Source organism: Paraburkholderia sp. J69-1, assembly GCF_905220255.1.
Taxonomy (GTDB): domain Bacteria; phylum Pseudomonadota; class Gammaproteobacteria; order Burkholderiales; family Burkholderiaceae; genus Paraburkholderia.
The window spans coordinates 136518-151315 of sequence record NZ_CAJMZG010000004.1 but is presented as its reverse complement, the minus strand read 5'-3'; the positions used below and the strand labels follow the sequence as shown (position 1 = coordinate 151315).

The following is a 14798-nucleotide window of genomic DNA, read 5'->3' as shown; positions in this document are numbered from 1 at the left end:
AAAATCGCAAAGGCGCAACGATACGCCTGTTGCGCGAACCTTGCCGTGCCGATCCGCACTTTTAGCGCCTGTTTTTGTGCGACGCGCGCGCTCATGTTGTTGCGTGCGCAACTGAATATCGCTATTTCAACGGCACAATGCGCATTCGATGCGATTCGCGGCCGGTGTAGCGCGCAAGTGCAAGCGTCACGGAAATGTCGTCGATATGGGTTATGGTCTGCCCTTTCGTGCCCGGTCGTCAGCATGCTGAACTTCAGGAAGCCGGTTCACCATCTGGTACAGTCAGCCTTTTGCCGGGCTGGCGGCGCATGCGGATAGCACTGCAGGCGCGCGGGCTTCGTGCGAAAGTGATGGTGGGGTCGATACGCCCGGCACGTGAATACAGCGTGTTGCGCGTGGATCGGCCCCCCTATTTTTTTGCTTTGCGCGCGGGGCCAAAAAGGCAACAATGCGTAAACCGGTTTAGCACGCACGTGCGCTCCTGCGGGTATCGTCGCGGTTTCGTCATCATGTCGCGCGACGATGCAATGGAGTGTGCGGCAGGCTGCCGGCGCAGGTTGAATGTGTGCGCAACCTCGTATGCGCACGGGTTTTTGTCAGTACACTGACCGGCCTTTCCTGCGGGGAAGACGGCATTGACTTGGGAACGGGGAAACATCATGCAAATCGGTTCTATTGTCCGCACCGTCCATATCGCCGTGCCTCATGACGCACGCGGCATCGTGATGCGTATTCTCGGCGACATGGCCATGGTGACGTGGTACGTCGGCGAACCCGGCGCATCGCGTCAGCTCAATACCGAGCCCTTTTTTCTGGAAGATCTGATCGATACGGGCGAGCAGGTAATGCCCGCCGGTGCCAAGGTTCACTGAGCTTCAGTACCTGTCCTGACCGGTAGCGCCATCGCGCTCCGCTCCCTGGCGTGCGCAATGCGCAGCGCCTCAACCCCGCAGCGCATGTACGCGGCGTGTGCGATCCGCACGCCGCGATTACGCCGGACGCAGCGCGCAACTCGCCGCCGCGGCCCGCAAGATGCACAATGCGGGGATGAACGATCACACCTCCTCTTCTTCCGACGCGGCTGACAAATCCGGCGCTGCGGGAGATTCGCTCGCGCCCTACGCGCGCCTGACGCCCGAGTGCGTGCTCGACGCCGTCGACGGCGTGCTGATGCCCGCAGGCCGTCGCACCGACGGCCGCATGCTCGCGCTCAACAGCTACGAAAACCGCGTCTATCAGATTGGCGTGGAAGACGAAGCGCCGCTCGTCGCCAAGTTTTATCGGCCGGGGCGCTGGAGCGACGAGGCCATTCTCGAAGAGCACGCTTTCGTGGCCGAACTGGCCGCGCGCGAAATTCCCGGCGTGCCCGCCCTGGTGCTCGAAGGCCGCTCGCTGCACGAGCACGAAGGTTTTCGCTTCTCCTTGTTCGAGCGTCGCGGTGGCCGCGCGCCCGATCTCGATCGCAGCGAAACGCTCGAATGGATCGGCCGTTTTATCGGCCGCATTCATGCGGTGGGCGCGCTGCATCCGTATCGCGAGCGTCCTGCCATCGACATCGAAAGCTATGGCTACGAGCCGCGCACGTTTCTGCTCGAACACGGTTTTGTGCCCGCCGATGTGCGCGACGCGTGGCAGGCTGCGGTCGGTCTCGCGCTGGAAGGCGTGGAAGCCGCGTTCGAACGCGCGGGCGATGTGCGCCCGCTGCGTCTGCATGGCGACTGTCACCCGAGCAACGTGTTGTGGACCGACGCCGGCCCGCATTTCGTCGACTTCGACGATAGCCGCATGGGGCCCGCGATCCAGGATCTGTGGCTGCTGCTGCCCGGCGATCGTGCCGATGCGTCGCGCGCGCTTGCGGATCTGCTCGCCGGTTACGAGGACTTCTGCGAGTTCGATCAGCGCGAGTTGCATCTGGTCGAAGCGCTGCGCACCTTGCGGCTGATTCACTACTCGGCGTGGCTCGCGCGGCGCTGGAACGATCCCGCGTTCCCGGCGGCGTTTCCGTGGTTCAACACGCAGCGCTACTGGGAAGAGCGCATTCTCGAATTGCGCGAGCAGATTGGCGCCATGCAGGAAGGGCCGCTCTGGCCGGTTTGAACGCGTCGTCAGAGCGTTCCATCAATCGCGCGTGATATTCCCCTGCGCGCTCGTGCCCGAGGCCGTTTTCGCCTCGGGTTTCACGATCAGTTGCGCACGCAGATCGCGCGCCATCGTCTCGAACGCCGGGCGCATCTGCGCGAAATCGGCGGCACTGCAGACATCGCTTGGGAAATGCGTGCGGCCCGTGCGCTTGACGCGCAGCACATTGGCGTTCGCATCGAGCGCATAGTCCGAACTGAAATCGATAAACGCATTGCCCGCGTGCTGCGGCGAAGGCATGTCGAGCACGCGCAGACCCGGCGGCAACGCAATGCGCGCGCGCTCGGTCACCACCATGTTGCGGCACACGAACGGCTGCGTGCGGCGCGGCTCGCCCAGCCAGTAGCGCAGGCTCGCGTCCAGCCCGCCCACGAGGCTCGTGAGCGTGGGCACGGGCGTGGTCATCTGCGGATCGACGAAGCTGTCCAGCGTGCCCGTGAGCGTCACGATCAGCGGCCCGCCGGTGGCCTCCAGCGGACTCGATGCAAGCTTCGCCTCGCCGCGCAGATTGGCGTTACGCAATTCCCATTGCAATGATTCCTCGCGCTGCGCGGGCGTTTGCAGACGCAGCACGCTGCGCGTCTGCTCGGCGGCCCAGCCCGTCGATTCGAGCCGATAGATGAAGCGCGCGGAGCCATCGGGCGCCACGGTGATGTCGAGATCGCTATCGCGCGTGGTGTTCGCGGTGGCGGGCGTGCGCATGAGCGTGCCGTCGCCGGCCAGCACGGTTTCGCGATTCATGTCGGTCGAGGGCAGATAGCCGAATTCGACGTTGTTCGCTGTGGAATCCGCGAACATCTGCAGATCGGGCAACCACGTAATGACATGGTTGATCACGCCGAAGCCGGGCACGGCGGGCAGCGTATAGATCGTGCCGCTGTTGACGAGCGCAGGCACGTTGCGCACGCCCACGGCGTCGAGCAGCGCGCCGTAGAGCGCCACGTGATCCTTGCAGTCGCCGTAGCGGTTGGCGAGTACCTCGGTGACGCGATGCGGCACGATCTCGCCGCGCCCGACATTGATCGCCACATAGCGGATATTGCGGCGCACCCAGTCGTAGAGCGTTTGCGCCTTCGCGCGCGGTGTCGCGTCGCGGGCGGTGAGCGACTGCGCAAGCTGCACGATGGCCGCGTCGCGCGCGCTCGGGTCGGTGGATGCTTCGCGGTAGACCTTCGCGAACGCGCCGTAATCGGGAAACGTCGACACCATCAGACGGTCCCCATAACTTACATAGGAAACCGAACCATATTCGAGGCGATCGAAACTCGCCTTGTCGTAGCGATATTCGTAGCGCGTGCGGCCGTTCGCCGTGACCGGTTTGATCGACGTGAAGCCGCGCGCGTCGGCGTAAAGCGGCACGTTGGCGGGCAGATCGTAGATGGCGCGAAAGTTGAGCGTGGGCGCCATGTCGGGCGGCGTGAAGTCGCTGAACCAGCCGGGCACGAGCGGCACGCGCTGGGTTTTGCGCCACGTGAGATGCACGCGCGCGCCGGGCGCGACGGCCGGAAACACGATCACCTTGTCCTGCACGTCCTGGAACATCGGGGCGTCGAAGGAGCGCACTTCCTGCACGTCGCGGATCTGGTCGGGCCGCACGTCATGGCGGCCGCCCTGGGCGTCCTCGGTCCACGCTTCGAGAATGTCGACGTGCGCCATCTCCCGGTTGAACCAGACGTAGTACTGGCCCGCGCGCGCAATGCCGGCTTCGGTGTTCACGCGCAGCGTGAGCGAGTCGAGCTTGGTGTAGGAGCCGTCCGCGTTGATGGTGAAGGTCTGCGTTTCCGCTTCGTTCGTGTAGGGCGCCTGGCTGCTGACCGAAGGCGCGGAAGCGGGCTCGCTGCCCGCCCAGCCAGTCTGGGCGATAGCCGTGCCGATAGCAGCGATGAGAAGAACGAGGACGTGGCGCATGGCGGCGTTCCGTTGACGGCGCGGCGGTTGTGGGGACGGCTGACGTGGGTGGTTCAAGACAGATTCAGGCAATCCCCTCACTTAAAAGTCAGGCTAATTCCTTGTCAAGCGGGCGCCCCGCACATAGGCGATAAAAGCGCTTCCAGTGCCAGGAATCCGGCGATTTCAGCCCGATTTCGGGCATTTTTGCCGCTTTCCCATTCCAGCTTCGCAGCTTCGCCGCATCCCAATCTGTCAGATGGCTTTCTGCTATGTAATAATAACCATTCTCAATTGTAAGCTGGGCGCGTGCTTCGAGCGGCGTCCGCCATGCCTGGAGCTGTGCCGTGAACGCCCGTCTTGACGAGCCCCTGATCGAGTCTACGACCCCCGATATCGCCGATGTCGTGCGGCGCGCGGGCCAGCCCCTCGATGCCGCCGATCTGGCCGCGCGCCGCAAACGCTCGCGCCGCGCCAATTTCATCAAGTGGCTGCGCAAGGTGCACGGTTGGGTCGGGTTATGGGGCGCGGTGCTGGGCCTGCTGTTCGGCGTAACTGGTTTCCTGCTCAACCATCGCGCCGGGCCGTTGCACATCTCGTCGGGCACCGCGCAGGTCAAGGAAATGCAGGTCGCGCTGCCCGCCGATCCGGCGCAGCGTCCGGCCAAGCCGGAAGCGCTCGCGCGCTGGCTCCAGCAAACCCTCGAATTCGACGGCAAGCCCGGCAAGATTCGCCGCGAGAAGGCGCATCCGGTCGCGTGGGGCGATCGCAGCGTGGTGCAGCCCGAATCCTGGCAATTCGCGCTGATGGGGCCGCACGAGAGCATCGCCGTCGAATACTGGGTGGGCAACAGCACGGTTTCCGTGCGGCGCACGCAGAGTGCGTTCTTCGCCACGCTGAACAATCTGCATCGCGGTGTGGGCATGGGCATCGGCTGGGTGTTGCTGATGGACACCATCGCCGGCAGCCTGATTCTGCTTTCCCTCACCGGCGTGCTGCTATGGACCGAACTTAATCGCAAAAAGACCGTGGGCGTGGTGCTGGTGCTCGGTTCGGTGGCGGCGGCCTTTGCCATCGGCCTGCTTTAAGGCGCGGCAAAAACGCTACACATCCCGTTTTATCCGCATTTTCTTCGCTCTCCTTCCTGCCTCGAAGAGGCTGCCGGCGGCGTTATTGCGCTGCACCAGCCTCATATGCATCGCTATCTCATATTGCCAAGTGCCCGGTTGTCGCACTAACGTTCGGGCGTGCCGGAATTCCGGCACGTAAGTGCTTCGTGCAGCCGCGCGCACCCAACCGTTCGAAACCGCCTGAAAATGCCTTTCTGGCCGGTCTCCATAACAAATCGCGCGCCTGCACAGTGATGACGAACATACGCTTCCCAGGGAGACCGACCAATGAGCAGCGTTGCGGATTCGACGCGCGGCACCGCAGCCGCGCCCTTCTTTTCCAAGGAGGCCACCATTGCACCGCCCGGCTTTTCGCGCTGGATGGTGCCGCCCGCCGCGCTCGCGGTGCATCTGTGCATCGGCCAGGCCTACGCCTTTTCGGTGTTCAACTCGCCGCTCACGAAAGTGATCGGCATTACCCAGTCGTCGCCCGATGACTGGACGCTCACGTCGCTCGGCTGGATTTTCTCGCTGGCGATCGTGTTTCTGGGCCTCTCGGCTGCGTTCGGCGGCAAGTGGCTCGAACGCGTCGGCCCGCGCCGCACGATGTTCACGGCGGCTTGCTGCTTCGGCGGCGGCTTCCTCGTTTCGGCGCTCGGCGTCTATCTGCATCAGATTGCGCTGCTGTATCTCGGCTATGGCGTGATTGGCGGCATCGGACTGGGTCTGGGCTACGTTTCGCCGGTGTCGACGCTGATCCGCTGGTTCCCGGACCGCCGCGGCATGGCGACGGGCCTCGCGATCATGGGCTTCGGCGGCGGCGCGATGATTGCCGCACCGCTGTCCGTGATGCTGATGAAGCACTTCTCCAGCGACACGAGCGTGGGCGTCGCGCAGACCTTCGTGGTGCTCGGCGTGGCCTATTTCATCTCGATGACGATCGGCTCGATCGCGATTCGCGTGCCCGCCAAGGACTGGAAGCCGGCAGGCTGGACCCCGCCCGCAACGAGCGGCAAGCTGGTTTCGCGCTCGCACGTGCATATCGATCAGGCGCTCAAGACGCCGCAGTTCTACCTGATCTGGCTGGTGCTGTTCCTCAACGTGACCGCGGGCATCGGCATTCTCGGCCAGGCTTCGGTGATGATCCAGGAAAGCTTCAAGGACACCGTGACCGCAGGCGCGGCAGCCGGTTTCGTCGGCCTGCTTTCGCTGTTCAACATGGGCGGGCGTTTCGTGTGGGCGTCGGCGTCTGACTGGGTCGGCCGCAAGAACACCTACTTCATCTTCTTCGTGTTCGGCGCGGTGCTGTACTACGCGGTGCCGCAGTTCGCGCAGAGCGGCAACATCGTGCTGTTCGTGCTGGCCTACTGCCTGATCCTGTCGATGTACGGCGGCGGCTTCTCGACCGTGCCCGCGTATCTCGCGGACATGTTCGGCACGGCTTTCGTCGGCGGCATTCACGGCCGTCTGCTGACCGCATGGGCGGCGGCGGGCGTGGCGGGCCCGGTGCTGGTGAACTACGTGCGCGCGTATCAGGTTGCGCACGGCGTCGCCAAGGCCGATGCCTACACGATGACCGTTCACATCATGGCTTCGCTGCTGGTGGTGGGTTTCGTCTGCAACCTGCTGGTGCGCCGCGTGCACGAGAAGCATCACATGAGCGACGCGCAACTCGCGGCCGCCGGCAAATAAGGAGCGCAGATCATGACGAATGCAAGCAACGCAGTCGCAACGCCGAAGCCATCGAACAAGGTGCTGATGGCGGTGTTCTGGCTCTACGTGGTGGTGCCGCTCGTGTGGGGCGTGACCAATACGCTCGCGCAGGCCATGAAGCTGTTTGGCTGATCGCGTAGTCGTACAGAAGCGAATAGCGCTTGTTTAAGGCGCTAAAAAGACGGGCCGCTAGCATTACGCTGCGGCCCGTTTTCCATGTGCGGTCGATTAATCTGGTCGATTAAACGCCGCAACTCGAACCGACGCTCGCCGCCTGCTCGCGCGCGGCCTTCGCGCCTTCGACCTTGAGGATGGTCGGCAGCGACACGCCATTCTTCGCCGCCGTGACTTCCGCGAGAATCGACACGGCGATTTCCGGCGGCGTGCGGCTGCCGATATAAATGCCCACCGGCCCATGCAGGCGCGCGAGTTCGGCATCGCTCAAATCGAATTCCTTGAGACGTTCGCGCCGCGCCGCGTTATTGCGCCGCGACCCGAGCGCGCCCACGTAGAACGCGCGCGTCTTGAGCGCTTCCATCAGCGCAAGATCGTCGAGCTTGGGATCGTGCGTGAGCGCGATCACCGCGCAACGCTCGTCGAGCTTCATGTCGAGCACGGTGTCGTCGGGCATGGTGCGCACGAGCGCGGTGCCGGGCACGTTCCAGGTATCGGTGTATTCCTCGCGCGGGTCGCACACGGTCACCTGATAATCGAGCCCCACGGCAATCTGGCAGAGATAGCGCGAGAGCTGCCCCGCGCCGATCACCAGCATGCGGTAACGCGGACCGTGAATCGTGAGCAGACGCTCGCCGTCGAAATCGATGCCATCGGTGGCGCTGGCCGGCCCGAGCGTGGCGCGCCCCGAGGCGACATCGAGTGTGCGCGCAACCAGTTGGCCGCGCTCGACCGTTTCCAGCAGCGTGCGGACGCCGGATGCCGGCGTGAGCGGTTCCAGCACGAGCTGGATCGTGCCGCCGCAAGGCAGGCCGAAGCGATGCGCTTCCTCGGCGGTGATGCCGTATTTCACGGCTTCGGGCTTGACGATGTGAATGCCTTCGCGGCGCACGCGGTCGATCAGATCGTCCTCGATACAGCCGCCCGACACCGAGCCCACCACGAGGCCGTCGTCGCGCACAACGAGCATCGCGCCTTCCGGGCGCGGCGACGAGCCCCAGGTCTTCACCACCGTCACCAGCAGGGCGCGGTGGCCTTCCTCGAGCCAGCGTACGCTGGATTTCAGGACTTCGAGATCCACGCTGTCCATGATCGTTTCCTTTTTTGCGGTTCATCGCCGTCGGCGGCTTCGCTGCCTTCCGCGGCGGGTGATTCTGTCGTGTCCGTGGCGTCGGACGTGTCTGGCGGCGCGGCTGCATCGCCCGCGCCAAGCTGCTCGCCGAAGCGTTTGAAAAACTCCGTGGCGATCTTGCGCGCGGCGCCGTCCACGAGCCGCGAGCCGATCTGCGCGAGCTTGCCGCCGACCTGCGCGCTGGCGGTGTAATGCAGCGTGGTGGCGTCGTCGCCGGCGGGTTCGAGCGTCACGCGCGCATCGCCCTTGCCGAAGCCCGCCGCGCCGCCCTGGCCCTCGAACTGGATCGTGTAGCTGCGCGGCGCGTCGATATCGGCGAGCTGCATGCGGCCCTTAAAGCGCGCCTTCACGGGGCCGACAGCAGCGGTCAGGGCGACAGCATAAGTGTTTTCGCCGTCGGCTTCGATGCTCTCGCATCCTGGAATACACACTTTAAGTATCGCCGTATCGTTGAGCGCTTCCCAGGCGCGCTGCTGCGGCACCGGCAAAGTGTGGCTTTCGGTCAGCTCCATCGTATCGCTCCTTGCGCTTTGGGATGCGTGACGTCCGCGCCGCGGGGCGCGACGGCGCGGCCCGGCGGCGCCTCCCGCAGGCTGCGTCCGAACGCTTCGAGGCATTCGAGGTTGTGAACGGGGTAATGCGCGTCGACGTGCGGCAGCATCGCCTGCACGCCGCGCGCTTTCGGCGAGAAACCGCCATAACGCAGCAGCGGATTGAGCCACACCACGCGATGCGCAAAGCGATGCAGCCGCGCCATTTCGTCGCCGAGCGCGCCGCCCGGATCGTGATCGAGCCCATCGGTGACGAGCAGCGCAGTGGCGCGCCCGCCCAGGACGCGACGCGCCCAGCGGCGATTGAACTGCCCGAGCGTTTCGCCGATGCGCGTGCCGCCCGACCAGTCCGCCACCTGCGCGCCGAGCTGCGCGAGCGCGACATCGGGATCGCGTTCGCGCAAGGCGCGCGTGGCGTGCGTGAGACGCGTGCCGAACAGAAACACCTGCAGGCGTTCGCGCGATTGCAGCAGCGCGTGGCAGAAGTAGAGCACCGCGCGCGAGTAACTGCTCATCGAGCCGGAAATGTCGAGCAGCAGCACGAGCGGCAATTTGCGCTCGACGCGCGCGCGGTATTTCCACACGGTCCAGTCGCCGCCCGCGCGCACGGCCTGACGCGCGCTTGCGCGCAGATCGGCGTGCGTGCCGTGCGAAGCGGCCTTCAGGCGGCGTGTAGGCGCGCTCGCCAGCGGCAGACGGCGCGCGCGGATCAAGTGGCGCAGCGTGCGCCATTCGTCGGCGCTGAGCGTGTCGAAATCGCGTTGACGCAGGCGTTCTTCGGCGCTGAAGGTCGCGTGCGCGCGCAACTCGTGTTCTTCGTGGCTGGCGGGCGGTTTGGCGCCCGCACGCGTGGCGGGACGCGCGGCGAGTGCATCGGCGAGGCGATTATTGCGGCGCGGCGGCGGCAGGCCGCCTTGCACCTTCGGCAGCAGCAGCGCGCGCAGCTTGTTTTCCCAGTCGGGGTCGCGCCAGAACAGCGCGAAGGCGGCGTCGAACAGTTCACGTTCGTCGGGCGCGGCGGTGAGTACGGCGGCGAGCGCGGCGCGCACATCGTCGCGGCGTGCGAGGTCGATATGACTGAGCGCATCGAGTGCATCGACGGCGCGCGCGCTCGCCATCGGCAGGCCCGCGCCGCGCAGCACGCGCACGAAATGCACGACGTTGCGCGCGAGCATGGGCGGGGCGTTGGCCTTGGCGTTTTCGTTTTCGTTCGCGCGGGTCGGCGTGGTCGGCATCGGCGTTACTCCGCGAGCGCGAGCGTGCTGGCGATCCGCTGCGAGTCGAGTTGCGCGAGATCGTCCTGATACTTGAGCAGCACGCCCAGCGTGTCCTGCACCGATTGCGGATCGAGTTCCGTCACCGCGAGCGCGGAAAGCGCGCGGCACCAGTCGATCGTTTCGGCGATGCCGGGCGCCTTGAACAGATCCATCGTGCGCAGCTGATGCACGAACGCCACGGCGCGACGCTGCAATTCAAGGCTCGTTTGCGGCGCGCGCGCGGCGACGATCGCCAGTTCGCGCTCGCGATCGGGATAGCCGAGCCATTGATACAGGCAGCGCCGCTTGAGCGCATCGTGCACTTCGCGCGTGCGGTTCGACGTGACGATCACGAGCGGCGGCACGTTCGCGCGCACCGTGCCGTATTCGGGAATCGATACCTGGAAGTCCGAAAGAAGTTCGAGCAGGAAGGCTTCGAACGGTTCATCGGCGCGATCGATTTCGTCGATCAACAGCACGCGGCGCGCGCCGGGATTGTGCGGATCGCTTTCCAGCGCCTGTAAAAGCGGGCGTTTGAGCAAAAATTCGTCGCGATAGAGTGTGTCGCTGCGGGGCTTTTCTCCCGCGGATTCGGCCAGACGCAGTGCCATGATCTGACGCGGATAGTCCCATTCGTAAAGCGCGCTGGCCGTGTCGAGGCCTTCATAACATTGCAGACGCAGCAGCGTCGTGCCCGCGAGCGCGGCGGCGGCTTTGGCGAGTTCGGTTTTGCCCACGCCCGGTTCGCCTTCGAGAAAGAGCGGACGCTCCATCCTGAGCGCGAGAAACAGCGCAGTCGCCAGTTCGCGGCTGGCGAAATAGCGCTGCGCTTCGAGTTGCGCGAGCGTGTCGTCGATGGTGGCGGGGAGCATGACGTGCCTGTTGGTTTGCGTGAAAGCGCGTGAAAGCGCGGCCGCCCGCGCTGCGCCGGTCGGCCGGCGAGCGCGGGCAGCGCGAGCGATCGCGAACTAGCCGAGCGCCTTCGTCACCGCGCGCGCCGTCAACACGGGGATCAGATGCGCGCGATAGTCGGCGCTTGCATGCAGATCGGTGTTGAGGTCGTTGGCGGCGATGCTCACCGCGCGCGCCGCGGCGGGCATAAAGCTCGCCTTGAGCGCGTCTTCCAGCGCCGTCGCACGAAACACCGATGACGCCGCGCCCGTCACCGCCACCCGCACGCCGCCATCCGCAAGCTGCGCGACGAACACGCCCGTCAACGCGAAATGCGAAGCCGGATTGCGGAACTTCTCGTACGCAGAACGTTGCGGCACCGGAAACTCGACGGCCACGATCAGCTCGTCGGGTTCGAGCGCGGTTTCGTACATGCCGAGGAAAAAGTCGTCGGCGGCGATGCGGCGGCGGTCGGTCACGACCGTTGCGTTCAGGCCGAGCACGGCGGCGGGGTAATCGGCGGCGGGATCGTCGTTGGCGAGCGAGCCGCCGATCGTGCCGAGCGCGCGCACCTGGCGGTCGCCAATCTGCCCCGCAAGCTGCGCGAGGCCCGGCAGCGTGGCGATGATCTGCGCGTTCGCGGCCACGTCGGCATGACAGACGGCAGCGCCGATCTTCACGACCTTGCTGTCCACCTGAATGGTTTTCAGCTCGGGAATGCGCGTGACGTCCACAAGCGTCGAAGGCTGCGCGAGGCGCAGTTTCATCGCCGCGAGCAGGCTTTGTCCGCCTGCGAGGATCTTCGCTTCGGTGTCGGCCGCGAGCGTTTTTACCGCGCCTTGCGCGTCGCTGGCGCGCTGGTAGTCGAACGAGTACATGGTGCGCCTCCGCTCAAGGTTGACCGGCAGATTTCGCCGTTTGAATCGCCTGCCATACACGGTGCGGCGTCGCCGGCATCTGCATGTCCTTCACGCCGAGCGGCGCGAGCGCATCCAGAATCGCGTTGATGACAGCCGGTGGCGAACCGATCGCTCCCGCCTCGCCGCAACCCTTCACGCCGAGCGGATTGTGCGTGCAGGGCGTGCCCTTCGCGGTCTCCACGGTGAACGACGGCACATCGGACGCATGCGGCATTGCGTAGTCCATATACGAGCCGGAGAGCAACTGGCCGCTCTCGTTGTCGTAGACGCAGCGCTCCAGCATCGCCTGACCGATGCCCTGGCCAAGACCGCCATGCACCTGACCTTCGACGATCATCGGATTGATGACATTGCCGAAGTCGTCCACGGCCGTGAAGCGCTGGATGCGCGTTTCGCCGGTATCGGGATCGATTTCGACTTCGCAGATATACGCGCCCGACGGATAGGTGAAATTGGTCGGATCGTAGAACGCGCTTTCGTCGAGGCCCGGTTCGAGCGTTTCCAGCGGATAGTTGTGCGGCACGTAAGCCGCAAGCGAAATCTCGGCGAAGCTCTTCGTGCGGTCGGTGCCCGCGACGCGAAACACGCCGTTGGCGAACTCGATATCTTCGACGCCCGCTTCGAGCATGTGCGCGGCGATTTTCTTCGCCTTCGCCTCGATCTTGTCGAGCGCTTTCATGATCGCCGATCCCCCCACGGCAATCGAGCGCGAGCCATACGTGCCCATGCCGAACGGAATGCGTGCGGTGTCGCCGTGCACGATGTCGATCTGCTCGATCGGCACGCCAAGACGCTCGGAAACCACTTGTGCGAAGGTGGTTTCGTGTCCCTGGCCATGACTGTGCGAGCCGGTGAACACGGTCACCGAACCGGTGGGATTCACGCGGATCTCGCCCGCTTCGAACAGACCCGCACGCGCGCCCAGCGCGCCCGCGATATTCGACGGCGCGAGCCCGCACGCTTCGATGTAGCACGAGTAGCCGAGGCCGCGCAGCATGCCGCGCGCCTTCGATTCGTCGCGGCGCGCGGGGAAGCCTTTGACATCGGCGAGTTCGAGCGAGCGCGACAGGCAGGCTTCGTAATCGCCGATATCGTAGGTGAGGCCCACGGGCGTGGCGTAAGGGAAGGTCGTGATGAAGTTGCGGCGGCGCAGTTCGGCGGGATCGATATTCAGTTCGCGCGCGGCGGTTTCCACCAGGCGTTCGACCACGTAAGTCGCTTCGGGGCGGCCCGCGCCGCGATACGCGTCCACTGGCACGGTGTTGGTGAACACGGCCTTCACTTCGGCGTAGATCGCGGGCGTTGTGTACTGGCCGGCGAGCAAGGTCGCGTAGAGGATGGTCGGCACGCTCGACGCAAACGTCGACAGATAAGCGCCCATGTTCGCCGTGGTGTGCACGCGCATGGCGAGGAACTTGCCGTCCTTGTCGAGCGCGAGTTCGGCTTTCGTCACGTGGTCGCGGCCGTGTGCATCGGAAACAAAGGATTCCGAACGTTCTGCGGTCCACTTCACCGGACGGCGGATTTTCTTCGATGCCCACGTGAGCGCCACGTCTTCGGCGTAGAGAAAAATCTTCGAGCCGAAGCCGCCGCCCACATCGGGCGCGACGATGCGCAGCTTCGTTTCCGGCAGCGCGAGCACGAACGCGGCCATCAGCAGACGTTCGACGTGGGGGTTCTGGTTCGCCACGTAGACCGTGTAGCTGTCGTCGTGCTGCGTGTAGCTCGCGTTGACGGCGCGCGGCTCGATGGCGTTCGGCACGAGCCGGTTGTTGACGATGTCGAGCGTGGTGACGTGCGCGGCCTGGGCGAAGGCGGCGTCGGTGGCGGCTTTGTCGCCGTGGCCCCAGGTGTAGCAGGTGTTGTTCGGCACGGCGTCGTGCACGAGCGGCTGGCCGTCGTCGCCTGCGTGAGCCGTGTCGATCGAAGCGGGCAGTTCTTCGTAATCGACTTCGACGAGTTCGGCGGCATCCTTCGCCTGCTTGAGCGATTCGGCGATCACGAGCGCCACCTGATCGCCGACATGCAGCGCTTTCTCGTGCGCGATCACCGGATGCGGCGGTTCGTGCATCGGCGTGCCGTCGATGCTGTGGATCAGCCAGCCGCACGGCAGGCCGCCCACGTTTTCAGCGGCGAGATCCGCGCCGGTGAACACCGCCACGACGCCAGGCGCGGCTTGGGCGGCGTGGGTATCGATACTTCGGATGCGCGCGTGAGCGTGCGGCGAGCGCACGAATACGGCGTAGCTCTGGGAGGGCAGCACGACGTCGTCGGTGTACTGGCCTGCGCCGGTGAGGAAGCGATAGTCTTCCTTGCGCTTGATCGACGCGCCGATCATATGCGGCGCCGGGGAGTCGGGTGCGTTCATGGCCGTCTCCCCGTTATGCCGCAGCGGCGGGTTGCGCGGCGGCGGCCTGCATGCCTTCTGCGCCTGCGAGCACGGCCTTTACGATGTTGTGATAGCCCGTACAGCGGCACAGATTGCCGTCGAGATTCGCGCGCACATCGGCTTCGGTCAGGCCGGGTTTGTCGGTGGCGAGCGCCGTCGCGCTCATCACCATGCCGGGCGTACAGAAGCCGCACTGCAGGCCGTGGCATTCGCGGAACGCGGCCTGCATCGGATGCATTGCGCCGTTGCCATTGCCGTGCTCTGCCGCGAGTCCTTCGATGGTCGTCACGGCCATGCCTTCGCACTGCACGGCGAGCGTGTTGCACGACTTGACCGCGCGGCCGTTCAGATGGACGGTGCAGGCGCCGCACTGCGCGGTGTCGCAGCCGACGTGCGTGCCCGTGAGCCGCATCTGCTCGCGCAGGAACTGGACCAGTAAGGTGTGGGGTTCGATCTGGGCGGTTACGGGCTTGCCGTTGACCGTCAGGCTGAGACTGATCGACATGGACTTTGTCTCCTGTGTCGGCCGGAGAGCGTCGCCTCGATGAGCGATGCGCGAAACTCCGGTCCCATCCAAGGTAATGGGGGATAGAGACACCGGCCTGGGCCCGCGCCCCTGCTGGTGCGTTGCTGTTCA

Annotated in this window: 13 protein-coding genes; 5 read left to right on the top strand and 8 right to left on the bottom strand. The window is 65.3% G+C overall.

All coding sequences use genetic code 11. The features are described 5' to 3' along the window. The first annotated feature begins 659 nt into the window (after positions 1-659). Both U5A67_RS08950 and U5A67_RS08945 read left to right on the top strand, forming a co-directional pair. Positions 660-872, top strand: coding sequence for a hypothetical protein (locus tag U5A67_RS08950; RefSeq protein WP_205983046.1), 213 nt, complete (start codon positions 660-662; stop codon positions 870-872). A gap of 175 nt (positions 873-1047) precedes the next feature. Then, positions 1048-2097, top strand: coding sequence for a serine/threonine protein kinase (locus U5A67_RS08945; RefSeq protein ID WP_321813765.1), 1050 nt, complete (start codon positions 1048-1050; stop codon positions 2095-2097). A gap of 21 nt (positions 2098-2118) precedes the next feature. Here the strand turns inward: U5A67_RS08945 and U5A67_RS08940 are convergent, their stop codons facing one another. Next, positions 2119-4047, bottom strand: a complete 1929-nt coding sequence (locus U5A67_RS08940; protein ID WP_321813764.1) for a DUF3857 and transglutaminase domain-containing protein — start codon at positions 4045-4047, stop codon at positions 2119-2121. 326 nt (positions 4048-4373) lie between these two features. Here U5A67_RS08940 and U5A67_RS08935 point away from each other — a divergent pair, with 326 nt between their 5' ends. The 3 genes from U5A67_RS08935 (at position 4374) to U5A67_RS08925 (ending at position 6980) form a co-directional block, all read left to right on the top strand. Then, a complete protein-coding gene (locus U5A67_RS08935; RefSeq protein ID WP_415767799.1) occupies positions 4374-5114 on the top strand; it encodes a PepSY-associated TM helix domain-containing protein in 741 nt (246 codons plus the stop codon). Between the two features lie 309 nt (positions 5115-5423). Beyond that, complete coding sequence (locus tag U5A67_RS08930; protein ID WP_199125061.1) at positions 5424-6827, top strand: OFA family MFS transporter; 1404 nt, start codon at positions 5424-5426, stop codon at positions 6825-6827. Positions 6828-6839: 12 nt separating this feature from the next. After that, the gene (locus U5A67_RS08925) at positions 6840-6980 is read left to right on the top strand and encodes an MFS transporter small subunit (RefSeq protein ID WP_205983042.1); all 141 of its coding nucleotides are present in this window, start codon (positions 6840-6842) and stop codon (positions 6978-6980) included. 109 nt (positions 6981-7089) lie between these two features. On the opposite strand, the gene U5A67_RS08920 is transcribed toward U5A67_RS08925, so the two are convergent. The 7 genes from U5A67_RS08920 to U5A67_RS08890 all read right to left on the bottom strand — a co-directional run bounded on the left by U5A67_RS08920 (position 7090) and on the right by U5A67_RS08890 (position 14666). Beyond that, entirely contained in the window at positions 7090-8112 is a 1023-nt protein-coding gene (locus U5A67_RS08920) for an XdhC family protein (protein WP_321813763.1), read from the bottom strand. Continuing rightward, positions 8085-8666 (bottom strand): CoxG family protein, encoded by a 582-nt coding sequence (locus U5A67_RS08915; protein ID WP_205983040.1) that lies wholly within the window; start codon positions 8664-8666, stop codon positions 8085-8087. The genes U5A67_RS08920 and U5A67_RS08915 overlap by 28 nt, the downstream gene beginning before the upstream one ends. Continuing rightward, positions 8657-9940 (bottom strand): VWA domain-containing protein, encoded by a 1284-nt coding sequence (locus U5A67_RS08910; protein ID WP_321813762.1) that lies wholly within the window; start codon positions 9938-9940, stop codon positions 8657-8659. Before U5A67_RS08910 ends, U5A67_RS08915 begins: the two co-directional genes overlap by 10 nt. 5 nt (positions 9941-9945) lie before the next feature. Beyond that, a complete protein-coding gene (locus U5A67_RS08905) occupies positions 9946-10833 on the bottom strand; it encodes an AAA family ATPase (RefSeq protein WP_205983038.1) in 888 nt (295 codons plus the stop codon). 96 nt (positions 10834-10929) lie between these two features. Next, complete coding sequence (locus tag U5A67_RS08900) at positions 10930-11730, bottom strand: xanthine dehydrogenase family protein subunit M (RefSeq protein ID WP_321813761.1); 801 nt, start codon at positions 11728-11730, stop codon at positions 10930-10932. Positions 11731-11743: 13 nt separating this feature from the next. Continuing rightward, entirely contained in the window at positions 11744-14140 is a 2397-nt protein-coding gene (locus U5A67_RS08895; RefSeq protein WP_321813760.1) for a xanthine dehydrogenase family protein molybdopterin-binding subunit, read from the bottom strand. A gap of 13 nt (positions 14141-14153) precedes the next feature. Beyond that, positions 14154-14666: a (2Fe-2S)-binding protein gene (locus U5A67_RS08890; protein WP_321813759.1), complete on the bottom strand. Its 513-nt coding sequence runs from the start codon at positions 14664-14666 to the stop codon at positions 14154-14156. Between the last annotated feature and the right edge of the window lie 132 nt (positions 14667-14798).